Source organism: Methylomonas rapida, assembly GCF_024360925.2.
Taxonomy (GTDB): domain Bacteria; phylum Pseudomonadota; class Gammaproteobacteria; order Methylococcales; family Methylomonadaceae; genus Methylomonas; species Methylomonas rapida.
Genome location: NZ_CP113517.1, coordinates 3,784,964 through 3,808,810 on the forward strand (window position 1 = coordinate 3,784,964; position 23,847 = coordinate 3,808,810).

Below are 23,847 nucleotides of genomic sequence, written 5' to 3' on the forward strand. Positions count from 1 at the left end.
AGCAAAACGGCGTAGCCACTAAAAATGGCTACGCCGTTTTGCGTAGTTCTCATATCAAAGCATCAGCTGGATTACGTGCAACACAACTTCCGCATTTTGCGCTCGTACTATTTGGCAATAGCCAACGCTATTGCACTCCTCATCTGAGAAACTTTAGCAGTTTTCAAACAGGGAAGTTATTTATAGCGAGATCCTTAACTCTGAAAGTCATTGTGGTAGCGACGAGGGCGTCGCTCCCACGAAAACCTTCATTTGCCGGAGCGATGCCGAGCCTTCATGAACGTTAGGATGAGGAATGCCCTGCCTCAACCGTGATTTTCAACTTGGAACCAGGTTTGATATCGGCGCGATTTTTAGGCACGTTGTTCCATTTACGCAGGTCGGTAACATCGACTTTAAATTTTTTGGAAATTTGCGCCAGCGTATCACCCGGTTTGACGGTATAGCTGATTTGCTTGAAACTCGGTGCAGTTGAAGCCACCTGGATATTGCCACCGGTCTTTTTGATCGTCAGCTTTTGCCCCGGTTTCAATCCAGACTTTTTAGACAATTTGTTCCAGGTCAAGATGTCGTCTTGATCCACCGAAAAGTGTCTGGCCACGGTCCAGAGTGTGTCGCCTTTTTTAACCGTGTATTCTTGCTTGCTGACCTGAGGCTTTGGCGGCGCCTTGGGCTCCACAGCGGCCACGACAGGCTCATCCTGACCTTTGATGGCCTTATACGACATCGGAATCAACAAGGTTTCGCCTTGCGCAACCTCATTACTCGCCATGTGATTGACTTCCTGAATCTGTTCTATCGTGGTGTGATGAGACTGGGCTATGGATTTCAGGGTCTCCCGCTTGCCGACCGTATGATGCTCCCATTTGATCAATTCATGTTCGGGCAATCCCGCCAGCTTTTCCTTGAAAGTATCGGCCTTTTCGACCGGAACCAACAAACGATGCGGGCCGTTGGGCGCGGTGCTCAAGCGGTTGAAGCCTGGGTTCAATTTGATGAACTCGTCCAAGGGTGTTTGCGCCATTTCCGCCGCCTTGCCTAAATCGATTTGCGACTTGACATCGACCAATTCGAAATAGGGTTCGTTGGCAATGCGATGCAAATTGACGTTGTATTTTTCCGGATTGGCGAAAATTTTCGCGATTGCCAATAATCTAGGAACGTAAGCCGAGGTTTCACTGTTCAAATCCAGCGACCAGTAATCGGTCGGCAAACCCTGGCTGATGTTTTTGTCCATGGCATGCCGGATGTTGCCCTTGCCGGCGTTATAAGACGCCAGTGCCAACAGCCAATCGTTATTGAATTCTTCACTCAGCTGCTTCAAGAACGTGGTCGCCGCCTGGGTCGATTCGATCACGTCGCGGCGGCCGTCATACCAGCTGTTTTGCTCCAGGCCATACAGGCGACCCGTCGGCGGAATGAATTGCCACAGTCCGGATGCTTGCGCGGGCGACTCGGCATCCGGTCTGAACGCGCTCTCGACAACGGGCAACAACGCCAGTTCGCCGGGAATGTTTTTCGCTTCGATTTCGTTAAGAATAAAAAATAAATAAGGTTCCGCGCGCTGTTGCACGCGGCTTAAGTATTCGGGATTTCTTAGATAAAAATTAACTTCGCGGTCGATTCTGGCATTATCGATTTCAGGCAACGCATACAGCGATAACATGCGGTCCCATACGGTGTCGTGCTCTTTCGACTCTCCTTTGTTGAATCGGTGATTTTTGTTGTGACTGCGGGTGAATACCGAGAATTTACTGCTCGAAGATTGCGACAACGGATCTTTGTGCGCGTTTTGGCTACAACCCGTTACCAGCAAAATAGGCAGCAGATAGGACAGATGTCGGGCCGATTTTTTTGAAATTGAGCGAGGCATTGTCTTTACTCTTAAAATAAAAAAATTAGATGGTACCATGGCTTACCCGTTAAAGCCAATAATCCTACCCTTTAGGGTGGCTACCCATGAAGAGAAATTTCCTATTTGCCTTATACCAAACCCCGCGCGGCAAGCTGCTGCAAACCATGGAGGCTCAATATCTAAAACGCTGCATCACCGTCAGTTGCAAGCAAAATCAACTGCAAATCGGCGGTCTGGATTGGGAAGCCGATTTTGTGGATTGCTCCTTGTATCGAAATTATGTGATTCTCGATGGCAAAAACATGGGGTGTCAGGATGCGCTAAAAGTGAACGCAAAAGCTTACAATCTCCCCATCCAAACCGAGTCGATGGATTTGGTCATCATCCCGCACATGCTCGAATTCGACGCGCATCGCTTCCGCACCATGCGTGAGGTACACCGGGTATTGAAACCGGGCGGTGAGCTGGTGATTTTGAGTTTCAATCCTCTGAGCCTTTATGTGCGTTTTCAGTTTTTGTGGGACAAGCAGAAAGGCGACTCTTGGCTCGCGCACTTTATGTCCAGGGCGCGAGTATCGGACTGGTTGAAACTGCTAAATTTCGAACTATTGACGACAGCGGAATTTGGCCTGGATACTTTCACGATCACGCAAGGCCAGTTTGCCTCGCCGCGCCGCGGCCTTTTTTCCATGGCCTATGGCTTGAAAGCCGTGAAACGACAATATTCACTGATTCCATTGACCCCTGTGACTCAAACCAAGACCAAGCTGGCGACCGCCAATTTTGGCGTGGAAGTCAGAACACACCAAATCGACAATCTACATGACTGAGATAGTAACCATTTATACCGATGGTGCCTGCAGAGGCAATCCCGGCCCTGGCGGCTGGGGCGTTTGCTTGCGATATAAGGACAAGGAAAAGGAACTCTTCGGCGGCGAAGCAGAAACCACGAATAACCGGATGGAATTGACGGCGGCGATACAAGCACTGGAAACGCTCAATCGCCCCTGCCAAGTCAAATTGCATACCGATTCCAAATATGTTCTACAAGGCATTACCGAATGGATGTCTAACTGGAAAAAACGCGGCTGGAAAACCTCCGCCAACAAACCAGTCAAAAACGAAGACTTATGGCGCCGCCTGGACCAGGCCATCCAGCGTCATCACATAGAATGGATCTGGGTCAAGGGGCATGCCGGTGATCCTGGCAACGAACGCGCCGACATCCTGGCCAATAAAGGCATAGACGCGTTAAAAAATCACTGACAAACGAGGAGAATCAATTATGTTAGGTGTGATTGCCGCCACATTGGTTGGCGTCTGGTTTTACAACACGGCACCCCGCTCGGGACGTCCAGCGTTTTCCTGGGCGGTATCCGGCGTGATCGTCTATTTTCTGGCCGCCTTGCTTTGGAGCCTGATCGTCACGCCGGGCATCAAGGACGCCGCGACCCATAATCAGAGCGGCTTACTGATATTCATCGTCCGCTACGCCTATATCGGCATTGGCCTGATCGCCGCCGCCATCGTGAACACCTGGTTGAATCAGTCCGCCGAGTGATGGCAATCACCAATGTGACCTGGTCGGTTTATATCATTTCGTGTAGCGACGGCAGCTTTTATACTGGCATCACGACCAATGTAAGCCGACGTTTTCAACAGCATCGACAAGGTCAAGGCGCGAAGTATTTCAGAAGCCGTCAGCCAAGCGAGATCGTTTTCATCGAATCGGGCCATTGCCGCAGTTCGGCCACGCAACGCGAAATAACCATAAAAAAAATGAAACGGAGCGACAAGCTCCGTTTGATTGCCGCGCATAAAATCCAGGACGCGGCGCCGGCAAAATTCGATTTCTAGCTTGCTCCCAGCTAAGGCGCGATCGATTGCGCCGTAACCACCAGCCCGGCCACTTGATCCGCTCTTTCCTTGCGCAATGTTGCGGTTTCCATGCTGTGCACGCGAAACCCCGCGTCATGCAAGGCCTTTCTGACATAAACTTCGGCATGACTGTAACGGCCATGCTCATGCAGGTAAAAACCTGAACTCACATCATCCGCCTCATGCTTTTCCAGGGTAAACACAAACCATCCATCGGGCCGCAACGCCTTAACGGCCGCTTGCACTACCCCGGTCAAATCGCCGAAATAGCATAAGGTGTCGACGCAGGTTATCGCATGATAAGCCGAAGCGGAATTCGCACAAAATTCCGTCAGTTCGGCTTCGAACAAGTCATCATATATCCCTCTAGCCTGGGCACGCTCGAGCATCTTCGGCGAAAGATCCATGCCAACCAGGCGCTTGGCTAAAGGCCTGATCAAGTCTCCGCATAAACCGGTACCGCAGCCGGCATCCAGAATGACCCAATGATTGGGTTCTGGCTCCAGCTTTTGTAAAGCCTGCTGAACCAGTAAAGGCGCCTGGTAATCCAGACGTTTAAGGACTACGTCAAACGAGGCCGCGAAACTGTCGAAGGTTTCCTTCACATAGGCATCACTGGCTCTTGTGGGCGTGTTGCTGCGGGTATAAGCGGCATACATGTGTAAGGCGGTCGGATTTTCCGGATCGTATTCCAGCCATTGCTCCAATACTTCGGCGCTACGCTCGATTTCGCCCATGATGAAGAAGGTACGGCTCAACCTTAGATAGGCTTCCGGATCGAAAGGCGCCAATTCCAGCGATTTGCGATACATCGCCACGGCTTCGCGGTATTGCTGTTGGTGCCGATAAACATTGCCCAGGTTTTGGTAATGCCGCGGCATATCCGGTTCCAACTCGATCGCCTTCATCAAATATTCGATGGCTTCCTGATAGCGTTCGAGGTCCTTAAGCGCTATGCCCAGATTTCCGTAGGCAGTGGCAAAATCCGGATTCCGCGCAATCACGTGGCGAAAACATGGCTCGGCCAATTCGACGCGCCCCGTCAACAAATAGATGTTGCCCAGGTTGTTTTCGGCGTCAATATAATCCGGAGCTAGCGCCAGCGCTTTCTTGATCCATGCTATCCCTTCCTCGGAGTGTCCGCGCTGGTGTCTGGCCAGCCCAAGAAAATTCATGACATTTGGGTCATCCGGATTCAGCTCGAGTAGCTTGCGGTAAAGCGCCTCCGCATCTTCGACCCTATCGTTTTGATGCCAATGAATCGCGAGATGCAAGGCTTGTTCAGGACTAAATTTCCGGGGGGTCGATTGGTTCAAATTCGCTTCACCAATAGCGTTATTCATGCGTGCAATCTCACTCAATCATTCTGGCCTACATCAACTTCCAAGACCATCGGGCAAAGATGCGATGACGTAACCAGCCAAGACGAAAACAAAATCCTTCACTGGGTATAACCGACTTGGCTGGCTCAACCTGACATGTCACCGTTCAAGGCAGGCGGAATTTCAGCGATCTTGGCCAATCGAATCACCTTGATCACTCTATTAATAGGCCGCTGGGTCCTTCGCCATTATGCAACCATCAAGCCCATTCATGAGTTTTTCGTTGAACCAAGCCAACGTTCCGGTTTTACGCTGGGCACCATCGGGATCATTGAGATACACGGTACCGCCGTCGATTCCGGTAAGCACGATGACATGTCCAAAACCGTACCATAAACCAGCACACCAAAGCGGTCCGTTATCTCGCAAAAGTTTGAACAAATCCATGTTGGAATAGGTGTTTTGCGACGGCAAGCGTTTGAGTCCGGTGGTTTTTGCCAACGTTATGAAAGATTGAACGTTCACGGACAAGCCTGTATTGTCCTGATATACAGGGCCGATGGTATTCATTGGCCCCTGCCTACCCGTCTGCTGTTGCCAATAAAGCCAAATCATCATTGCGCTGGTATGCCAGCAGCACATGGATTTTTCTTGTGCAAGCACGGGTACGGTCATTTTAATTAACGCCATAACAAACTCCTCTCTAAAGAAAACGTCTATCGGACTGAATGATTCATCGTACCGACCGACTAATCAAATAAATAATTAAACTCTCCATCTTCCACACTGACATGGACACGCTGAATGAGCATGCCTTCTACCATCCTTGTCAATAATTCCTCGCTGATTCTCGGTAATACGGTGTTGGTCAATATCGAGTCTATCATGCGGCCGCCGCTTTCCAGTTCGGTGCAACGACTGACGATCAGCTTGACCACGTCGTCATCGTAGCTGAACGGCACGCCGTGGCTTTCGGCGACACGCTTCCTGATGCGGCCAAGCTGCAATCTGGCAATGTTGCCGATGACTTCATCGGTAAGCGGGTAATAGGGAATCACCACCAAGCGCCCCAGCAAAGCCGGTGGAAACACCTTCAATAGCGGTTCGCGCAGGGCTTTGGCGATACCCTCCGGTTCAGGCATCAGTTCCGGGTCTTTGCAAAGGTTCATGATCAGATCGGTACCGGCGTTGGTCGTCAGCAGAATCAAGGTGTTCTTGAAGTCGATCACCCGGCCTTCGCCGTCTTCCATCCAGCCTTTGTCGAAAACCTGGAAGAAAATCTCGTGCACATCGGGATGCGCCTTTTCCACTTCGTCCAGCAACACCACGCTGTAAGGCCTGCGGCGCACGGCCTCGGTCAAGACCCCGCCTTCGCCGTAACCGACATAGCCCGGCGGCGCGCCTTTGAGCGTCGAAACCGTATGGGCTTCTTGATATTCGCTCATGTTGATCGTGATCACGTTTTGTTCGCCACCGTACAAGGCCTCGGCCAACGCCAATGCGGTTTCGGTTTTACCGACACCGGAACTGCCGGCCAACATGAACACACCTATGGGCTTGTTGGGATTGTCGAGTCCGGCGCGTGAGGTTTGAATGCGCCGCGCGATCATTTCCAAGGCATGGCGCTGACCGATGATGCGCTGCTCCAATAAATCGGGCAGTTTCAAAACGGTTTCGATTTCGTTTTTGACCATGCGCCCGACCGGAATGCCGGTCCAATCCTGCACTACCGAAGCGACGGCTTGATGATCGACGGTGGGCAAAATCAGAGGCGATTCACCTTGAAAATCGCGCAAGGCGTCCTGCAGCGTTTTCAATTCCGACAACAGCGCATTTTGATCCTTCGGCGGTTCGCTTTCAGTTTGCACTTCGCCGCCCTGCTCACCGGCTGTTTGATCCACGGCGTGGCCTTCGACCCTGAGCTGGGCTCTGAGGTCGAGAATCTTTTCGACCATGCCCTTTTCCCGATTCCAGCGTTCTTCCAGCTCGGCCAGCCGGGTTTTTTCGGCTTCGAGCTTTTCCATTGCCTCTGGTTCGCGCTCGCCGACTTCGATGCCTACAGCCTTTTCTCGGCCGATGATTTGCAATTCGGTTTCCAATGCCGCTATGCGTTTACGGCAATCGTCTACTTGGGCCGGAACGGCATGTTGGCTGATGCCGACCCTGGCGCATGCGGTGTCCAACAAACTCACGGCCTTGTCGGGCAACTGTCTGGCCGGAATGTAACGATGTGACAATTTGACGGCGGCTTCCAACGCTTCGTCGAGGACCATGACCTGATGGTGCTTTTCCTGCACCGACACCACGCCGCGCATCATCCGGATGGCCTTTTCCTCGCTGGGTTCCTGCACCTGTACCACTTGAAAGCGCCGGGTCAAGGCCGGATCTTTTTCGATGTGTTTCTTGTATTCGGCCCAAGTGGTTGCTGCGACGGTGCGCAAGGTTCCGCGCGCCAAAGCCGGCTTCAATAAATTGGCGGCGTCGCCGGTGCCGGCCGCACCACCCGCACCGACCAGAGTATGGGCCTCGTCGATGAACAGAATGATGGGCTTGGCCGACGATTGAACTTCTTCGATCACATGGCGCAAACGGTTTTCGAATTCGCCTTTCATGCTGGCACCCGCCTGCAGCAAGCCGACATCCAAGGTGCGCAAACTGACGTCGCGCAGCGAGGGTGGCACGTCGCCGGCGACGATCTTTTGCGCAAAGCCTTCCACCACGGCGGTTTTGCCGACGCCGGCCTCGCCGGTCAGAATCGGGTTGTTCTGGCGGCGGCGCATCAGAATATCGATGACCTGGCGAATTTCTTCGTCGCGGCCCACAATGGGGTCCATCTTGCCTTGGCGGGCCTGTTCGGTCAGGTCCACCGTGAACTGTTTCAGCGCCTCCTGTTTGCCCATCGCAGCCGGGGCAATCGCACCACTGGCTTCGCCGGGCGCAGCCGCTGTTTGAAAGCCGTCGGTCGCCGCCAAGCCCTCTTCAGGCGAACCCGATACGATACGCGCGAATTCATCCGACAACGAGTCTGGTTTGATCTTTTCGAATTCCCTGGAAATCCCCACCAGCTCGTTGCGCAAAGACTTGGTTTTCAGCAAACCGACCAGCAAATGTCCAGTCCGGATCTGACTTTCGCCGAACATCAAAGTCCCGTATACCCAGCCGCGCTCGACGGTTTCTTCGATATGCGGGGAAAAATCGGAGATAGAAGTAGAACCACGCGGTAACCGTTCCAGGGCTTCGGTTACGTCCTTGGCCAAGCGCGACATATCCAGACTGAAATGTTTGATGACGCGGTGCAAATCAGAATCCTGCAATTGCAATAATTGATTCAGCCAATGCACCAACTCGACATAGGGATTGCCCCTGAGTTTGCAAAACACCGTAGCGCCTTCGATCGCCTTGTAGCAGACACGGTTTAATTTTCCAAACAGTTTGACTCGACTGATTTCTGCCATAGCATTATCTCTATTATTATTTTTTGAAATGAAAAACGTTTAGCCCGAACCAAGGGCAAAAAAAGGATTCAAGGTCAAATCGGCGGCATCGTCCTCGGTAAGCCTGGGTCCCAGCCACGTCGTCCAACCCAAGCGCGCTTCCCCGTTCATGCAAGAAGGATGAGCGTGGATTGGCTCGCCTAAGGATAGCTCAGAAGGCACTTCTTGCTTTTTTAACACCAATTGCGCATCCCAAACCAATTCGTCGCCGATATGGTTGCGCACGATCGCCGTCAATTGCGCCAAGGCTTTGCCGCCGGGCAGTAACGACAGGTACCGGGTCAAATTCAGCGGGCCTAAAACGATTCTGAATTTATGCTGGCACCCCCAGACAAAGGCGCCCAGAAACGTGGAGTGGCCGAGCGTCGCCAATTCCGGCGAGTGTCCTAAACGGCTTTGATCGCTTTGCTGGATTTCCATCCATTCGCCGACGAACTCCTCGATTCGGATATCGATTGACAACAAATCGGCGATGATGGCCTGCAAGCCATCGGCATACTTGGTCTGGGCCGCGAAATGCCCGGCATAGAACAGCTTGGCCCTATCATCCAGGGCATCCCGATGACGAAAGGCGTCGCCGCTGATGCCAAACAGACTGCCCACGTAAAACGCGAAGCGATCGGATTCCGGCCGGTCGTAGCAGACCGTAGGCCGGACGTTCGCCCACGCCCGGTAAAACAAGCTGATCATGCGGTGGTGAAAAATGTCGGCGAAACGCACCAGCGTCGGATCGCGGTAATGCCGCCGCCGCTCTCTGGCATACTCGGTCAAATGCAGGGGCAACGGCCCTTGCGGGCCGAATAGACCGAAAAAATTAACCACCAATCGCGGCATGCCGGATGCGCCGATTTCATAGGAAGACAAACTCGAAGGCGGAAACTCCAATCCCGGCTCTTGAGCCAAACGTACTGGATCGTCGCCGGCTTTGACGCTGGTTCCGAGCCTGGGTTTGTCGGAGTTTAGCGCTTCCAATAAGCGCAGGGTTTCGAAAAAATCGAAACGGTAGGCGGCTTTTTCCAGCTCGGTTATCAAAACGTGTGGCGTTGGCCTATTTTCACCGGCCATCGGGCCACCTCACCATGATCGGTTGTTCGAATGACGGTTTCGACAAAGGAATTGATCGAAACATAACGGGTAAAAAATTGTTCCAATACGGCGCCCAATAAAAAATACCCTCCCCCTTCGAACGCGGACTCATCGAGCAACACCGTGATTTCCAAGCCCCGACCGAAAACCATGGGTCCTTTGGCATCTATCCGCCTGACCACGTTTTTTGCCGATACCGAAATCACGCCTTCGATTTGTTTTTTGATTGCCGGCTCCCGATTATCGGCGTAAAGCCCCAGCAACTCCCGCAAGGCCGTCGCGCCTTGCTTGGCATCGGTATCGATTAGGGACAGGTAATTCAAGGAAAGATGGTTGATCAAGCGCCAGACGCTCTCGCCTTCGTAGGCGGCCGGCAGGGGTCGGGTGGGCCCGGCTGCACAACGGATAGACTTGACTGGCGCGCTGATTTGCAAGGTGAAATCCGTTTCGCCCAGACCGACCGGCATCACCAACGGCAAATCCCGATTGGTGCAAAGCGTCTCCAAACCCAATTGCGCAATATCCGATGAATAAGGCGCCTGCTGGGCATCGACCAGGGAAACGAAACATTCGCTGCCGATATAACTGGAGCGGACCCCATGGCGGCGCTGCTTGGTCGAAAGCACCCGCTTTTGTTTCCTGGTCATATAAAAAGCGGTTTCGGCAGGGGTTTGATATGCGCTTTTCGAACCGTAAAACGGCAAAAAAACCTGTTCCGTCCGCGAGTCGCCAGCGTAGCCCACCACCTGATTGACGGTGGAAACCTCGTAATCCATTGGCCTCGTGCGATCGACGACGACATGATATTCCGACTGCCTATGGTCGACATGTATCCGATCCGTGCGCTTGGGAAACAAATTGATGGCCGGCACGCAAAACAAGGATAGGTTGGATTTATCCAGGGTATTGATCAATTGGGCGTCGCTGCGATCCAACAAAACGAACAACTCGACTTCGCTCGCATCGCATTGAGCGATTAACGGGGCTAAATGGGCTAATTCGACGAACAGATAGCGCTCGGGGAAGGCAAAATATTCCTGCAAGATTCGATAGCCTTCGAAAGAACGGGGCGTCTGTTTCAACAAGGCCTCTTCTTTTTCAAACCCCAAACCTCTAGCAATGTTCCCCGCGACATACTTGACCTCGGCCGAATCGTTGCCGAATTTGCACGCCAATGCCTTGGCATTGGCCAGAAATTGTTCGTACAAACGATACGGAATGGCGCCGGTTCCCCGCAAATACAACGGCAGCTTGTTCAATGCAAGCTGACTGAACGTCACGCCGGCCGTGGTGCGCAACACGATACGGAAGGCCGCCTTGGTCGAATTCAGATATTTGCCATCCGCCAAGCCATGGCTGGACACGGCGGCCAAGGTCGATAAATATTCGAACTTGGCAATTTCCAACGGCCACAATTGCAAGGCATGCGCTGTACGATATTCGCAGGCCGTTTGCTCGCCTTTGGCGATTTGACTGCGCAAGGCCGTGTCTCTCGGAATTGAAAAGCCGCCCACCAGGCCTTCTTCGCTCAGATCCGGCTTGAACTCGACCACCGCCATCGATGGCGTCGAGGCTAAATAATGCGGATAAACGATTTCCAGCAAATGCTGGGAAAAATTGGGGAATTCGGCATCGATTTTCAGTTGGACCCGAGCCGCCATGAAGGCAAAACCCTCGAACAAACGCTCGACGTAAGGATCGGAACATTCAAAGGTATCCAAGCCCAGGCGCGCCGCAATTTTCGGAAATTCGCTGGCAAACTCGGCCCCCACCTCCCGGACATGCTGCAACTCGCGGTTGTAATATTTCAGTAGCCGAGGGTCCAAGGCTTATCCTCCCAAGTCCTTGATGGTGGCTTCTCCCGTTTCCAAATCCAATTCACTACGAATATACAAATGAACCGGCAAAGGCTGTGCCCACAAATCGCCTTCTATTTTGAAGGACATCGCATGCTGATTCATGTGCTCTTCGGAACTGATGACTTCGACTTTCAAGGAGCCGGGCGTGATGCGCGGCTCGAAATCCATGATGGCCTGTTTGATTTTGCGCTCTATTTTAGGCAGGTCGGCCCCCGTCAAGTGAGCGCCCGAAAACGTCAGGATGCCGTAGTTAATCACGGAGTGCTCGGCATCAGGCAGTTCCGATAAATCGACACAGGAATCCAGCGCGGCCGTATTTAACAGCCAGGTCAAATCTCTGAGTACCGATTGCCTGAGCTGACGACCCGACAAAACCCGTTGCTCTCTGGACTCCACCTGTTTGTCGGGATTGTTATCGGTCAGTCGGTCCAGCAAGGATGGTTGTAGGCGCTCGGTATAGAGTAGCTCCGCCATTATGGGGTTCCGCCCGTCGCATTCAAGGCGATCTTACGGATATCCATCAGCGCATAATCATCGACGTTGGTTGCCAGCAAGCGCTGCCCCATGCCGGTGAGACAGCCTTCGGCCAGTTCCTTCCAATCGGTCATGCGCGCCATTTGCAACCTGAAATCGGTGGCATGATCCGAGCCCGGATAGCGGGTAGGAATCAAACAACTGGCCGCACCGCCATTGACCCAGGCCAGTTGCGCGGGCATCCAGACGACATCGCGCAAATCGGCGGGCTCGTCAAATTCTATTCTGCTAACTTGTTGAAACGGAATCCAATAATAACGGCCATTGACGATAGCCTCCAACGTTGGCCCCAAACGGTTATCCGCATCGGCTATCCACTCGAAACCGACGCCATCCAGGCTTCCCGAGGTGGCGGGCGCCAACTCCAACGCTTCTCGACGCAAGCTCGCAGCTTCCGCAAAATGCCCCTCGGCATCCAGGCGCAAAGCCTCTATCAGTAAAGCGACCCAGCGTTGCGGTTCTCCGAAAATCAACGGGGAACGCTTTCCAGCAAAAACTTCTGTCCGTAATGCTTCGCACAACACCGCGGCGCGATAGGTTTGGGTCATCAGCAACTGAGAAGCATCCAAGTCTTCGAGAACTTGAAGCTGGGTCAATGCTCGCTGCCATTCCCCCAACACGACCAACAATTGAAACAGAAAAACCCTCAATTTTGGATTCGCCGCATCTTTCCTGATTTGTTCCTGCAAATTTGCCAAGGCCTCTTTCAAATTGCCTTGGTGAAGATACTGCTCCGCATCCAACTTCATTACTCGCCCCTTTTGATGGCCAGAAAACTCGATGACTCTTCGATGGCTCAACCACCTTCGATGATGCTCTGAGTCGGCGCCGTCCGCTAACAGGAAGGCGCCTATCAGGCAGGTCTTTATTTCTTTTTATTGGCAGCGATATCCCACCCCGTTTTCTTGGAGGCGTCTGGCGTGCCGTCTGGTTTTTGCGGTGTATATTCGATCTCGTATTCCGCGAAATTCAACGTAACATTCTCGGTCAAACGATCTTCGCCGCCGGAGCCGCCCATGCTATAGGAAGTAATCAGCACCTCTGTCATGTGAATTTTCAAATATTCGACCGGATTGTCGCCACCGGCTTTTCTGACGGTAAGGGTCGCCTTTTTATGGTGCCGTCCACTGGCGGTCGACAGGGCCAACTCTGGCGAACCGCTATCAATATACTTGGTGATGGATAAATCCTGCACATTGACTTTGCCGGCGCCGGCGCCCCCGCCTACATGAGCACTACCCGAATTGGACAATCCCCAGCTCCATGCCAAGACATCAATTTCCTCCTTATGCTTGTCATCCCGCGCCTCCCCTTTGATAGGTGGCTCTTCGATCTTCAAAAAAATGTCTACAGCCATTTTCGTTCTCCTGTCTTACCGATATCGATTACAAATGTCCGGTCTGATAACTCTTTTGCCTCTGGAACCGGACCCACCCAAAAGCAACTTTATTTACGCCCCTTTGGCAGAGGGCAACTTGGATACCAGCCGCAAGGAAACCGTCAGTCCTTCCAACTGATAATGCGGCCGCAAAAAGAATTGCGACCGGTAATAGCCTGGGTTGCCTTCCACTTCTTCGACGACTACCTCGGCTGCCGCCAAAGGCTTCATGGCTTTAGTCGTTTCGCTGGAAGTCTCGGGATTGCCGTCGACATATTGCATGATCCAGTTGTTGAGCCAGCGCTGCATATCGTCTTTTTCCTTGAAGGAACCCACTTTATCCCGCACGATGCATTTCAGATAATGCGCGAAACGGCAAGTGGCAAACAGATAAGGCAACCGTGCCGCGAGATTGGCATTCGCCGTGGCATCCGGATCTTCATATTCAGCCGGTTTTTGCAGCGATTGAGCGCCGATAAAGGCGGCAAAATCGGTATTTTTCTTATGGATCAACGGCATGAAGCCGTTTTTCGCCAGTTCGGCCTCGCGTCTGTCGGTGATGGCGATTTCGGTTGGGCACTTCATATCCACGCCGCCGTCATCGGTCGGAAAAGTGTGAACCGGCAATCCTTCGACCGCACCACCCGACTCGATCCCGCGAATGCGCGAGCACCATCCGTACAATTTGAACGAACGATTGATGTTGACCGCCATCGCATAGGCCGCATTGGACCACGTATATTTATCGCTGTTGGCACCCGTCGTGTCTTCCTCGAAATTGAATTCCTCGACCGGGTCGGTTTTGGCACCGTAAGGCAAGCGACTGAGGAAGCGAGGCATCGCCAAGCCAATATACCTGGAATCTTCGGATTCGCGTAAGGACCGCCATGCCGCATATTCCGGAGTCTGGAAAATTTTGGTCAAATCACGCGGATTGGCCAATTCCGACCAGCTTTCCATCTGCATGACCGAAGGCGCAACACCGGCAATGAACGGCGTGTGAGAAGCCGCGGAAATTTTGCCGATTTCACCCAACAACTCGACATCGGGTGGACTGTGATCGAAAAAGTAGTCGCCGACCAGGCAGCCGAACGGCTCGCCGCCGAAGGTGCCGTATTCTTCCTCGTACAATTTTTTGAACATCGGGCTTTGGTCCCAAGCCGTGCCTTTGAATTTCTTCAAGGTCTTGCCGAGTTCCTTTTTCGAGATGTTCATGACCCGAATCTTCAGCATCTCATCGGTTTCGGTGTTGTTCACCAGATAATGCAAACCGCGCCACGCCGATTCCAAATTTTGGAAATCCGCATGATGCATGACCAAATTGAGCTGTTCGGTAATTTTCTGATCCAAACTGGCGATAATCGCTTCTATGGACTTGACCGCATCGTCAGAGATTTTGGTAACGTCCTGCAACGCATATTGCGCCAGCGTGGTCACGGCGGTATTGACCTGATTCGCCGCTTCCGTACCCGGCCTGAATTCCTTGGACAGCAACGTCGTAAAATCATCCAGTTGCAAGGTCTCGGTCGCGCCTTCCGCTGCCTGAGCTTGAGTTTCTAATTCCGCCATGATCACCCCTCGCTGCTTTCTGAAGTTTGTTGACCTGCCGCTGGTTCAGCGGGTTTTGCACTCGCGGCCAATGACTGTAGCAAAGCGGGATCGTTGATGAGCTTGGCGATCAGTTCCTCTGCGCCGGTTTTTCCATCCATATAGGTAATCAGATTGGAGAGCTGTGTCCTCGCTTCCAGCACCTTGTCCAAGCCCGCCACTTTTTTGGCCACGGCGGCCGGGGAAAAGTCATCCATGCTTTCAAAGGTTATGTCTACATTCAGATTGCCTTCACCGGTCAAGGTATTGGGCACCTGGAACGCTACCCGCGGTTTCATCGATTTCAGTCGTTCGTCGAAATTATCGACATCGATTTCAAGCAGTTTGCGTTCTGCCACCGGCGGCAAAGGCTCCGTTGGCTTGCCGGAAAGATCGGAAAGCACCCCCATCACGAAGGGAAGCTGTACTTTTTTTTCTGATCCATAAACCTCGACATCGTATTCGATTTGAACACGTGGCGCCCGGTTTCGCTGAATGAACTTCTGACTACTTTCGGCCATTGCTTACTCCACTTTTTAAAGGTTGATCGTTTTTATTTAGTCTACGTCTGGCTCGGGGCCTTTGAGCATATTAAGCTGGGACAGGCCATCCGGCACCAGATTTTGCACAATTTGCATAAAATCCGCCGTCACTAGGTATTTTGCCCGCTGCAGTAAAATGGGAACCGGGCTTGAGGGTTCATTTTCCGCATAATACTTACAAATCAAATCCAGGGTTTTCAAAACATCCTGTCGAGAGCCGATAGTCCCGATTGCGGCCGGTTTCCGGGCGGGGGTTGACAGGGGGGCCTCGCTATCCGCTTGCTCATCACTGGATATTGCGTCCGATTCGCCTGAATCCAGTTCGGCAAATTGATCGAATACATAATGCATTTCTTTCAGCAATGCGGCCAACCCGGATAAGTCTGGGCCATTTTCAATACCCACCTTGCTTCCGACCAGCGCATCCAATCGTTGAATCATGCTAGCACTATCAACGATGGCTTGATAGGTTGCCAAGACATCTTCTTTTGGCGCCCCCAGAAAAGCCGCTTTGATCATGCTCGTTTCGGCTTTCGCCACGCCTGGCGGTGGCTCTACCTTGTCAGTGGCAATATGAATGTCGCGCAGGCTAAAACGGCCAATCGATTTGGAGTCTACCAATGCCGCCTGAGTCAAAGGCCACAATACCGATTCAAAATTATTCAGCTCCTCAAGGATGTTGATGCGCGCGGTCGGATCGAAACCATCATCCGGATCCAACACGGGATGGATATGATCCCAATATTTTTCCAGCCATTCATATAGCAGCGTCAATCCGCCGTGAAACCCCGTTATGCCTTCCAAGTTAATCAGCGCACGAATTAAATAAATGGCAACCTGCAAATCCTTGCTCTGCTGCAAAATGACCAATGCTTGTTTTTGTATGTCGCGCCAATTAGGCGGCTGGGCTTTTTCGCCACTGATCGGATCTTCCGGTTTTCCCTGTATGTCTTTGCCGAGCTCGAGGTAAGCGGGATCGTATTCCAGATAATCCCCGCAGGGCTTATCGGATGAAATTTCGTTCAGTAACGCGGTCAAGTCAGCCATGAATTGCCTTTGTAGTTCTTCGAAATCATAAAGAGTCCAAGACTAGACCAGATTGGGCAAAATTTAAAGCATGTTTCTGCTATCGCCTTCAAAAATCACAAACGCAAAGCATGTAACAAGGACTTGACTGAGCATGACTTGCCAAGGTCGGCTTACGGGAGTATCTCTCCTTTCGGCCAGAAAGGCTGCCCACCAGGCGTGTGAATGGATTCCCTGGGTCTGAATCAGCCGTCCATGCCGCGAGATGCCACCCTTTGACTATTGCGAGGTTATTTTTGGCGGAACCCCAAATCTGTAGCTCGCTCCATTTCTGTATTCAGACGCTGCAGCAAGCTCGTTTGCATGTTTTGTAGATCGGAAAACTTCGCCGCCAGCTTTTTAAACTGCCGCATCGCGCTCGCCAAATCTGCCTCCCACAATAATTGCTCCAGCCGCTTGGCTAAGGTACGAAAATCCGCAAAACCATAAAAACAAAACGTACCATGCAACTTATGAGCAATCTCCCACGCCGGCCGAATTTGTTGATTTTGCAAGGCCCGTTCAAGGCTTGCAAGTTGATCGGGAGTTTCGGCAAAAAGTTTTTGCAGAAATATCCTGCCTAGCTCCCGATTATGCTCCACTTTTTCCAACAACTTATCCGCATAGTAATCGCTATTATCCACGACAAAAGGCATACACCACTTCGCCACCACCCGTTGCAAATCCGCCAATACGATGGGCTTTATCAGACAATCATTAAATCCCTCTGCTATCAACAAATGCCTATCCTGGCTTTGCACATGCGCCGTTACGGCAATCATGGGTACGACAGGCTCCGTCAACTCGGATTTAATTTTTCTGATCAACTCGTAGCCGTTCATCACCGGCATATTGACGTCGATGAACACCAACGAATAGCGTTTTTTCTGCAGCAGTTCCCAAGCTTCTTGGCCATCGCGTGCCAACGAAATATCCTCGCTCCAATAATGCATTTGCTCGGCTAAAAGCCAGCGATTCATTTCGTTGTCGTCGGCAATCAAAATCGATAAAGCGGTCAAATTCACACCCTTTGTTTGCTCATGTCAGGCGCGGATATAGTAACATCAGACTAACTCTTCTTCTCCACCGCCGGCTTCCTGCCTAAACTTTCCTGGCTTTGTCTAGCCCAACACCAATAAACGCGCACAAAAAAGCCCCGGTGCCAAAAGGCACCGAGGCTTCCGGTTTAAGCAGCGCTTATGGCAGCGATTACATCATGCCGCCCATGCCCCCCATGCCGCCCATGTCAGGCATTGCCGGCGCTTTGTTATCAGCCGGTGCATCGGCTACCATAACTTCGGTGGTGATCATCAGGCCAGCAACGGATGCTGCGTTTTGCAGCGCTGAACGGGTCACTTTCGCAGGATCCAGAATACCCATTTGGATCATGTCGCCGTACTCGCCAGTCGCCGCGTTGTAACCGAAGTTACCGCTACCTTTTCTGACTTCGTTCAATACCACGGACGCTTCGTCGCCGGCGTTGGTGACGATTTGGCGCAAAGGCTCTTCCATTGCACGACGCAGGATGTTGATACCGACGTCTTGGTCGTGGTTGATGCCTTTTAGGCCGTCCAGAGCAGACAGCGCACGAATCAATGCGGTACCACCACCAGCTACCACGCCTTCCTCGACCGCGGCGCGGGTGGAGTGCAGCGCATCTTCGACACGGGCTTTCTTCTCTTTCATTTCGACTTCGGTCGCGGCGCCCACTTTGATCACGGCAACACCGCCAGCCAATTTGGCCAGACGTTCTTGCAGTTTTTCACGATCGTAGTCGGAAGTCGCTTCCTCGGCTTGGGCGCGGATTTGCGCCACGCGGCCTTTGATTTGGCCTTCGTCGCCAGCACCGTCAATGATGGTGGTGTTTTCTTTGTTGATTTGCACGCGTTTCGCGGTACCCAACTGGCTGATGTCTGCTTTTTCCAGTGACAGGCCCACTTCTTCGGAAATCACGGTACCGCCGGTCAGGATTGCGATGTCTTCCAGCATGGCTTTACGACGATCGCCGAAACCAGGGGCTTTAACGGCAGCCACTTTGACGATGCCGCGCATGTTGTTGACCACCAGCGTCGCCAGCGCTTCACCTTCGACATCTTCAGCGATGATCAGCAAGGAACGGCCGGATTTGGCTACGCCTTCCAGAATCGGCAGCATTTCGCGGATGTTGGAGATTTTTTTGTCATACAACAACACGAAAGGATCGTCCAGTTCGACGCTCATGCTTTCTTGTTTGTTGATGAAATATGGAGATAAATAGCCGCGGTCGAATTGCATACCTTCTACCACGTCCAACTCGTTGTTCAGACCGGTGCCTTCTTCAACGGTAATAACGCCTTCTTTACCGACTTTTTCCATCGCTTCGGCGATGATCGCACCAACGGATTCGTCGGAGTTGGCGGAGATGGTGCCTACTTGCGCAATGGCTTTGCTGTCGCTGCAAGGCGTCGCCGCTTTTTCGATCGCAGCAACAGCCGCAGTTACCGCGCTGTCGATGCCGCGTTTCAGGTCCATCGGGTTCATGCCGGCCGCAACGGCTTTCAAGCCTTCGTTGACGATAGCTTGCGCCAGAACGGTCGCAGTGGTGGTGCCGTCACCAGCGACGTCGGAAGTCTTGGAGGCGACTTCTTTCACCATTTGCGCCCCCATGTTTTCGAATTTGTCTTTCAATTCGATTTCTTTCGCAACGGAAACACCGTCTTTGGTGATGGTTGGTGCGCCGAAGCTTTTATCCAGAACTGCGTTACGGCCTTTAGGACCCAAAGTGACTTTCACTGCGTTAGCCAAAATGTTTACACCCGCAACCATCAATGTGCGCGCGTCGCTACCAAATTTTACGTCTTTTGCTGCCATTTCTTGTTCCTTTAACGATTAAGTAATTGATAAACAGTCGTTGCGATTAGCCCAAAATGCCCATGATGTCGTCTTCACGCATGATGATATATTGCTCACCATCGACTTTGACTTCGGTGCCGGAATATTTACCGAACAACACTTTGTCACCGACTTTCACTGCCATGGGGCGGACTTGGCCGTTGTCCAACGCTTTGCCTTCACCGACTGCCAATACTTCGCCTTCGCTGGGTTTTTCCGCGGCAGAACCTGGCAGCACGATACCGCCAGCGGTTTTGGTTTCCTCTTCAACACGTTTTACGACGACACGGTCATGTAACGGACGAATTTTCATCAATGTCTCCTTAATGTAGATTAATGTTTAAGTTCAAATAAGTTATTAGCACTCTCTCGCAATGAGTGCTAATAATATCGGGGTTTTGCACTCTGTCAAGCTCTTTGGCATCATCTCCATTGACCTCATCACACCTTTCACCATGAACGACCAACAACTACTCCGATACAGCCGCCAAATCATGCTGCCGCAAGTCGATATTGCCGGTCAGCAAAAACTTCTCGATGCCAGGATATTGATCGTTGGCGCCGGCGGACTCGGCTCACCGGCCGCGATGTATCTGGCCGCGGCGGGTGTCGGTCAGATCACGATTTATGATGACGACCAAGTCGATTTAACCAATTTGCAACGCCAGATTGCTCACGACACCTCCGATATAGGGCTGGATAAAGTTATTTCAACCCTCAATACACTGAAAAAAATCAATCCGGACGTGCAAGTGCATGCGCGCAAGGCGCGCTTGCAGGATGAGTTATTGTTTGAAGAAGTGGCCACCGCCGATGTAGTGTTGGATTGCAGCGACAATTTCGCTACGCGCTTCGCAATCAATCGCGCCTGTGTTCAGCGCGAAACGGCCCTGGTTTCCGGTGCGGCGATTCGCTTTGAAGGCCAAATCAGCGTCTTCACGCCCGGCATCAACGACAGCCCTTGTTATAACTGTCTGTATCAAAGCGACGGCGAGGAATTACAAAACTGCGCCCGCAATGGTGTGATTGCGCCAATCACGGGTATCATAGGTAGCATTCAGGCCCTGGAGGCGATGAAACTGATCATGGCTATCGGGGAAAATCTGACCGGCCGCTTGCTATTACTGGACGGCCTGACAATGGAATGGCAAACCTTGCGCCTGAAAAAAAATCCGGCCTGCCCTACCTGCGGCAATCGATAAAGCAGTGGATACTAAAAAGCCGGGAAATTCCCGGCTTTTCGGTTTTGGCGATCGGCAGCGATTATTTTTTGCCGATCAATCCCTTAGCCATGTTGATCACTTTGCCGGCCACGTTCAAAACAGCCGACTCACTATCGCCATGCGGCTCGATGTCGCCAAACGGTTCGCCATTTTTCATGGTGTACATATAAATAAAGTAGCCCAACGGCGCGAACGCAAAACAGGCAATCACCAGCATCCAAATCCAAAGTTCAATTACACCACCCATAGCCCCCTCCAATTTGTTGTTTTTGTTTTTTAAAATAAGGTTTTGACCTTGAGATTGACTATAACCCCATCCGCATTGGGGAGACAAGTGTAAATTTTTTGTTTCAAATTCATGATACATACGTATAACCTTGCAAGCCATGAGCGCTAGGTTGTCTTACCCATAACGGAGTCCACGATGAAACCGCAGAAAACCGACTGGCACAGTCTGTCCGCAGAAGAACTGCTAAAAACGTTGCAGGTCGAAGCTCAACAAGGCTTGAGCGAAACGGAAGTTCAAAAACGCCTTGAAACTTACGGCCAAAACAAACTGACACCGCGCAAAGGCAAAAACCCTTTGCTGCTGTTTCTGCTGCAATTCCATCAACCCCTGGTTTACATCCTGATCATTTCCGCAACGATTACCGCTTTTTTGCAAGAATGGGTCGATAGCAGCGTCATATTCGGTGTCGTCATTGTCAACGCAATCATTGGCTTCATTCAGGAAGCCAATGCCCTGCGGGCCATCAATGCTTTGGCGCAGGGGCTCAACATCTCTAGCACGGTATTGCGTGCTGGCCAGCGGCGCCAGATATCGGCCAGCGAATTGACCCCAGGCGATATCGTGTTTTTACAGTCCGGTGACAAGGTTCCTGCCGACTTACGCTTACTGCAAATCCGGGAATTGCAAATCGACGAATCGGCGCTGACTGGCGAGTCGGTGCCTGTGGAGAAGCAAATCGGCCTACTCGACACCGCCACGGTGTTGGCTGACCGTAATAACATGGCTTATTCATCCACCTTGGTCACGTATGGCAGCGGACTCGGTGTCGTCGTGGAAACCGGCGATCGCACCGAAATCGGCCTGATCAATCGCATGATCGCCAGCGCTACGGATCTGGAAACGCCATTGACCCAAAAAATCAGCCAATTCAGTCAATTGTTGCTGTGGGTCATCGTCGATTGCGCCGTAATCACCTTTGCCGTCGGCGTCTGGCGCGGCCAATCGATGCTGGACATGTTCATGGCCTCGGTCGCCTTGGCGGTGGGCGCGATACCCGAAGGCTTGCCGGCCGCGATCACCATTACGCTGGCCATCGGCGTCTCTCGCATGGCCAAACGCCATGCCATCATCCGTAAACTGCCCGCGGTAGAAACACTGGGCAGCACCACGGTAATCTGTTCCGACAAAACCGGCACACTGACCCAAAATCAGATGACGGTACAGGCGATTTACACTGGCAGCGAGTATTACGAGGTAACCGGTAGTGGCTATACGCCCGAAGGTGGCTTCAAGCAAAACGGCAAAGAAATCGATCCAAACAAGCACCCCACATTGCTGGAATGCCTCAAAGCGGGTCTATTGTGTAACGATGCCCGCTTGGTAGCCGACCTGGATCATTGGCGGATCGAGGGTGATCCAACCGAAGGCGCTTTATTGGTAGCGGCTCACAAAGCCGGTCTGCACCACGCTAGTGTCAGTACCAGTCACCCCAGGCTTGATGCCATACCTTTCGAGTCGCAATATCAGTTCATGGCCACGTTGCATCACAACCTGGCTCAGGATGCTCGTCATGTATATCTGAAAGGCTCGCTGGAAAGCTTGCTGCCACGTTGCGTGGACATGTTTGACCCACAAATGCAAAGCGTGCCGCTCGACAATGCCTCCCTCCAGCGCCAAGTCGAAGCCATGGCGGCAAAGGGTTTGCGAGTTTTGGCATTTGCCCGTTGCAAACACGGCGACAACGAGGTTCAACACGAGGAAGTCTGCACCGGCCTGACCTTTTTGGGCTTACAAGCCATGATCGATCCGCCGAGGCCAGAAGCCGCCGCCTCTATTGCGGCCTGCTATCGCGCCGGTATTCAAGTCAAAATGATCACCGGAGACCACCCCATCACCGCCTTGTCCATCGCCCGCCAACTGGGCATGCGCCAAACCGAACGCGTCATCAGTGGCGCCGAACTGCAAGCCATAGACGAAAGTCAGTATCCTCAGCTAGTAGAGGAATGTTCCGTTTACGCCCGCATTGCTCCGGAGCAAAAACTGAAGCTGGTAGAAGCCTTGCAAAGCAAGGGGCATGTGGTGGCAATGACAGGCGACGGTGTCAATGATGCACCGGCCCTACGGCAAGCCAACATAGGCGTGGCGATGGGTTTGGGCGGCACCGAAGTCGCCAAGGAAGCGGCGGCGATGATTTTGACCGACGATCATTTCGCCACCATTGAGGCTGCCGTCGAAGAGGGTCGCGGCGTGTTCGATAATTTGGTCAAATTCATCGCCTGGACCTTGCCGACCAATCTCGGCGAAGGTTTGGTCATCACTGCTGCGGTATTCGCCAATGTCGCTTTGCCCATCACTCCGCTGCAAATTCTCTGGATCAACATGACCACGGCCGTTTTATTGGGCTTGATGCTGGCGTTCGAACCCAAGGAGCCCGAACTGATGGACAGACAGCCGCGCGACCCCAAACAGCCTATTCTGACCAAGCATTTGGTTTTTCGGATTTGTCTGGTTGGCGTCTTGCTATTGGCAGGGGCGTTCGGCTTGTTCGAATATGCATTGGCTCAAGGCAAATCCCTGGCCGTGGCACGCTCGATCGCCGTCAATGTATTCGTATTCTGTGAGCTGTTTTACCTGTTCAACTGCCGCTCATTGAATTATTCGATGTTCCATGTCGGCTTGTTTTCCAACCTATGGGTTATCTTCGGCGTTGTCAGCATGACGCTGTTGCAATTGCTGTTTACCTATTGGCCACCCATGCAGGCGCTTTTCGGTAGCGCCGCAATCGACCGGGAAGATTGGCTATTGATCATCGGTGCAGGACTGATTGTGTACACCATGGTCGGCATAGAAAAATTCATTTGGCGGCGATTTGTCTTGAACTAAATGCTGATCAGGAAAAAGCCGGTTCATGAAGTAAGAGCAAG

The 23,847-nt window shown here is 52.3% G+C and carries 22 protein-coding genes; 6 read left to right on the forward strand and 16 right to left on the reverse strand.

The annotated features are described in order from the left end of the window. Positions 1 to 283: 283 nt before the first annotated feature. Positions 284 to 1,873, reverse strand: coding sequence for a lytic transglycosylase (locus NM686_RS17835; RefSeq protein WP_255189192.1), 1,590 nt, complete (start codon positions 1,871 to 1,873; stop codon positions 284 to 286). 86 nt (positions 1,874 to 1,959) lie between these two features. Between NM686_RS17835 and NM686_RS17840 the strand changes: the two genes are divergently transcribed. From NM686_RS17840 to NM686_RS17855, 4 genes are read left to right on the forward strand one after another with little or no spacing between them, the layout of a single operon-like run. Then, positions 1,960 to 2,685, forward strand: coding sequence for a class I SAM-dependent methyltransferase (locus NM686_RS17840; RefSeq protein WP_255189193.1), 726 nt, complete (start codon positions 1,960 to 1,962; stop codon positions 2,683 to 2,685). Beyond that, on the forward strand, positions 2,678 to 3,121 hold the full coding sequence (rnhA, locus tag NM686_RS17845) for a ribonuclease HI (protein ID WP_255189194.1): 444 nt from the start codon (positions 2,678 to 2,680) through the stop codon (positions 3,119 to 3,121). The genes NM686_RS17840 and rnhA overlap by 8 nt, the downstream gene beginning before the upstream one ends. Before the next feature lie 19 nt (positions 3,122 to 3,140). After that, complete coding sequence (locus NM686_RS17850; RefSeq protein WP_255189195.1) at positions 3,141 to 3,416, forward strand: hypothetical protein; 276 nt, start codon at positions 3,141 to 3,143, stop codon at positions 3,414 to 3,416. After that, positions 3,416 to 3,712 (forward strand): GIY-YIG nuclease family protein, encoded by a 297-nt coding sequence (locus NM686_RS17855; protein WP_269021879.1) that lies wholly within the window; start codon positions 3,416 to 3,418, stop codon positions 3,710 to 3,712. The genes NM686_RS17850 and NM686_RS17855 overlap by 1 nt, the downstream gene beginning before the upstream one ends. Positions 3,713 to 3,723: 11 nt before the next feature. Here the strand turns inward: NM686_RS17855 and NM686_RS17860 are convergent, their stop codons facing one another. From NM686_RS17860 to groES, 14 genes are all read right to left on the reverse strand, one after another. After that, complete coding sequence (locus NM686_RS17860; RefSeq protein WP_255189197.1) at positions 3,724 to 5,076, reverse strand: tetratricopeptide repeat protein; 1,353 nt, start codon at positions 5,074 to 5,076, stop codon at positions 3,724 to 3,726. Positions 5,077 to 5,277: 201 nt separating this feature from the next. After that, entirely contained in the window at positions 5,278 to 5,745 is a 468-nt protein-coding gene (locus tag NM686_RS17865; protein ID WP_255189198.1) for a papain-like cysteine protease family protein, read from the reverse strand. Between the two features lie 59 nt (positions 5,746 to 5,804). Beyond that, positions 5,805 to 8,510: a type VI secretion system ATPase TssH gene (gene tssH / locus NM686_RS17870; RefSeq protein ID WP_255189199.1), complete on the reverse strand. Its 2,706-nt coding sequence runs from the start codon at positions 8,508 to 8,510 to the stop codon at positions 5,805 to 5,807. A gap of 39 nt (positions 8,511 to 8,549) precedes the next feature. After that, positions 8,550 to 9,614, reverse strand: a complete 1,065-nt coding sequence (gene tssG, locus NM686_RS17875; protein ID WP_255189200.1) for a type VI secretion system baseplate subunit TssG — start codon at positions 9,612 to 9,614, stop codon at positions 8,550 to 8,552. After that, the gene (tssF, locus tag NM686_RS17880; protein WP_255189201.1) at positions 9,578 to 11,461 is read right to left on the reverse strand and encodes a type VI secretion system baseplate subunit TssF; all 1,884 of its coding nucleotides are present in this window, start codon (positions 11,459 to 11,461) and stop codon (positions 9,578 to 9,580) included. Before tssF ends, tssG begins: the two co-directional genes overlap by 37 nt. Positions 11,462 to 11,464: 3 nt before the next feature. Continuing rightward, positions 11,465 to 11,968 (reverse strand): type VI secretion system baseplate subunit TssE, encoded by a 504-nt coding sequence (gene tssE / locus NM686_RS17885; RefSeq protein ID WP_255189202.1) that lies wholly within the window; start codon positions 11,966 to 11,968, stop codon positions 11,465 to 11,467. Beyond that, entirely contained in the window at positions 11,968 to 12,777 is an 810-nt protein-coding gene (locus NM686_RS17890; protein WP_255189203.1) for a type VI secretion system accessory protein TagJ, read from the reverse strand. The genes tssE and NM686_RS17890 overlap by 1 nt, the downstream gene beginning before the upstream one ends. Before the next feature lie 116 nt (positions 12,778 to 12,893). Further along, positions 12,894 to 13,385, reverse strand: a complete 492-nt coding sequence (locus NM686_RS17895; RefSeq protein WP_255189204.1) for an Hcp family type VI secretion system effector — start codon at positions 13,383 to 13,385, stop codon at positions 12,894 to 12,896. Positions 13,386 to 13,478: 93 nt separating this feature from the next. Next, on the reverse strand, positions 13,479 to 14,975 hold the full coding sequence (tssC, locus tag NM686_RS17900; RefSeq protein ID WP_255189205.1) for a type VI secretion system contractile sheath large subunit: 1,497 nt from the start codon (positions 14,973 to 14,975) through the stop codon (positions 13,479 to 13,481). Positions 14,976 to 14,977: 2 nt separating this feature from the next. Continuing rightward, positions 14,978 to 15,514 carry a type VI secretion system contractile sheath small subunit gene (tssB, locus tag NM686_RS17905; protein ID WP_255189206.1) on the reverse strand — a complete coding sequence of 179 codons (537 nt, stop codon included), beginning with the start codon at positions 15,512 to 15,514 and terminating at the stop codon, positions 14,978 to 14,980. A gap of 36 nt (positions 15,515 to 15,550) precedes the next feature. After that, positions 15,551 to 16,582 carry a type VI secretion system protein TssA gene (tssA, locus tag NM686_RS17910; RefSeq protein WP_255189207.1) on the reverse strand — a complete coding sequence of 344 codons (1,032 nt, stop codon included), beginning with the start codon at positions 16,580 to 16,582 and terminating at the stop codon, positions 15,551 to 15,553. Positions 16,583 to 16,851: 269 nt separating this feature from the next. Continuing rightward, positions 16,852 to 17,625 (reverse strand): Hpt domain-containing response regulator, encoded by a 774-nt coding sequence (locus NM686_RS17915; RefSeq protein ID WP_255189208.1) that lies wholly within the window; start codon positions 17,623 to 17,625, stop codon positions 16,852 to 16,854. 184 nt (positions 17,626 to 17,809) lie between these two features. Continuing rightward, complete coding sequence (groL, locus tag NM686_RS17920; RefSeq protein WP_255189209.1) at positions 17,810 to 19,450, reverse strand: chaperonin GroEL; 1,641 nt, start codon at positions 19,448 to 19,450, stop codon at positions 17,810 to 17,812. Positions 19,451 to 19,496: 46 nt separating this feature from the next. Continuing rightward, positions 19,497 to 19,784, reverse strand: a complete 288-nt coding sequence (gene groES / locus NM686_RS17925) for a co-chaperone GroES (protein WP_269021880.1) — start codon at positions 19,782 to 19,784, stop codon at positions 19,497 to 19,499. 142 nt (positions 19,785 to 19,926) lie between these two features. Between groES and NM686_RS17930 the strand changes: the two genes are divergently transcribed. Continuing rightward, positions 19,927 to 20,673 (forward strand): HesA/MoeB/ThiF family protein, encoded by a 747-nt coding sequence (locus tag NM686_RS17930; protein WP_255189211.1) that lies wholly within the window; start codon positions 19,927 to 19,929, stop codon positions 20,671 to 20,673. Between the two features lie 61 nt (positions 20,674 to 20,734). Here NM686_RS17930 and NM686_RS21745 read toward each other — a convergent pair whose 3' ends face one another. After that, on the reverse strand, positions 20,735 to 21,061 hold the full coding sequence (locus tag NM686_RS21745; protein WP_255189212.1) for a hypothetical protein: 327 nt from the start codon (positions 21,059 to 21,061) through the stop codon (positions 20,735 to 20,737). A gap of 57 nt (positions 21,062 to 21,118) precedes the next feature. Here NM686_RS21745 and NM686_RS17940 point away from each other — a divergent pair, with 57 nt between their 5' ends. Continuing rightward, the gene (locus NM686_RS17940; RefSeq protein ID WP_255189213.1) at positions 21,119 to 23,806 is read left to right on the forward strand and encodes a cation-transporting P-type ATPase; all 2,688 of its coding nucleotides are present in this window, start codon (positions 21,119 to 21,121) and stop codon (positions 23,804 to 23,806) included. Positions 23,807 to 23,847: the final 41 nt, after the last annotated feature.

Coding starts and splice junctions, on each gene's coding strand:
- NM686_RS17835 (WP_255189192.1), bottom strand. CDS start 1,873: ATGCCTCGCTCAATTTCAAAAAAATCGGCCCGACATCTGTCCTATCTG.
- NM686_RS17840 (WP_255189193.1), top strand. CDS start 1,960: ATGAAGAGAAATTTCCTATTTGCCTTATACCAAACCCCGCGCGGCAAG.
- rnhA (WP_255189194.1), top strand. CDS start 2,678: ATGACTGAGATAGTAACCATTTATACCGATGGTGCCTGCAGAGGCAAT.
- NM686_RS17850 (WP_255189195.1), top strand. CDS start 3,141: ATGTTAGGTGTGATTGCCGCCACATTGGTTGGCGTCTGGTTTTACAAC.
- NM686_RS17855 (WP_269021879.1), top strand. CDS start 3,416: ATGGCAATCACCAATGTGACCTGGTCGGTTTATATCATTTCGTGTAGC.
- NM686_RS17860 (WP_255189197.1), bottom strand. CDS start 5,076: ATGAATAACGCTATTGGTGAAGCGAATTTGAACCAATCGACCCCCCGG.
- NM686_RS17865 (WP_255189198.1), bottom strand. CDS start 5,745: ATGGCGTTAATTAAAATGACCGTACCCGTGCTTGCACAAGAAAAATCC.
- tssH (WP_255189199.1), bottom strand. CDS start 8,510: ATGGCAGAAATCAGTCGAGTCAAACTGTTTGGAAAATTAAACCGTGTC.
- tssG (WP_255189200.1), bottom strand. CDS start 9,614: ATGGCCGGTGAAAATAGGCCAACGCCACACGTTTTGATAACCGAGCTG.
- tssE (WP_255189202.1), bottom strand. CDS start 11,968: ATGGCGGAGCTACTCTATACCGAGCGCCTACAACCATCCTTGCTGGAC.
- NM686_RS17890 (WP_255189203.1), bottom strand. CDS start 12,777: ATGAAGTTGGATGCGGAGCAGTATCTTCACCAAGGCAATTTGAAAGAG.
- NM686_RS17895 (WP_255189204.1), bottom strand. CDS start 13,385: ATGGCTGTAGACATTTTTTTGAAGATCGAAGAGCCACCTATCAAAGGG.
- tssC (WP_255189205.1), bottom strand. CDS start 14,975: ATGGCGGAATTAGAAACTCAAGCTCAGGCAGCGGAAGGCGCGACCGAG.
- tssB (WP_255189206.1), bottom strand. CDS start 15,514: ATGGCCGAAAGTAGTCAGAAGTTCATTCAGCGAAACCGGGCGCCACGT.
- tssA (WP_255189207.1), bottom strand. CDS start 16,582: ATGGCTGACTTGACCGCGTTACTGAACGAAATTTCATCCGATAAGCCC.
- groL (WP_255189209.1), bottom strand. CDS start 19,450: ATGGCAGCAAAAGACGTAAAATTTGGTAGCGACGCGCGCACATTGATG.
- groES (WP_269021880.1), bottom strand. CDS start 19,784: ATGAAAATTCGTCCGTTACATGACCGTGTCGTCGTAAAACGTGTTGAA.
- NM686_RS17930 (WP_255189211.1), top strand. CDS start 19,927: ATGAACGACCAACAACTACTCCGATACAGCCGCCAAATCATGCTGCCG.
- NM686_RS21745 (WP_255189212.1), bottom strand. CDS start 21,061: ATGTATCATGAATTTGAAACAAAAAATTTACACTTGTCTCCCCAATGC.
- NM686_RS17940 (WP_255189213.1), top strand. CDS start 21,119: ATGAAACCGCAGAAAACCGACTGGCACAGTCTGTCCGCAGAAGAACTG.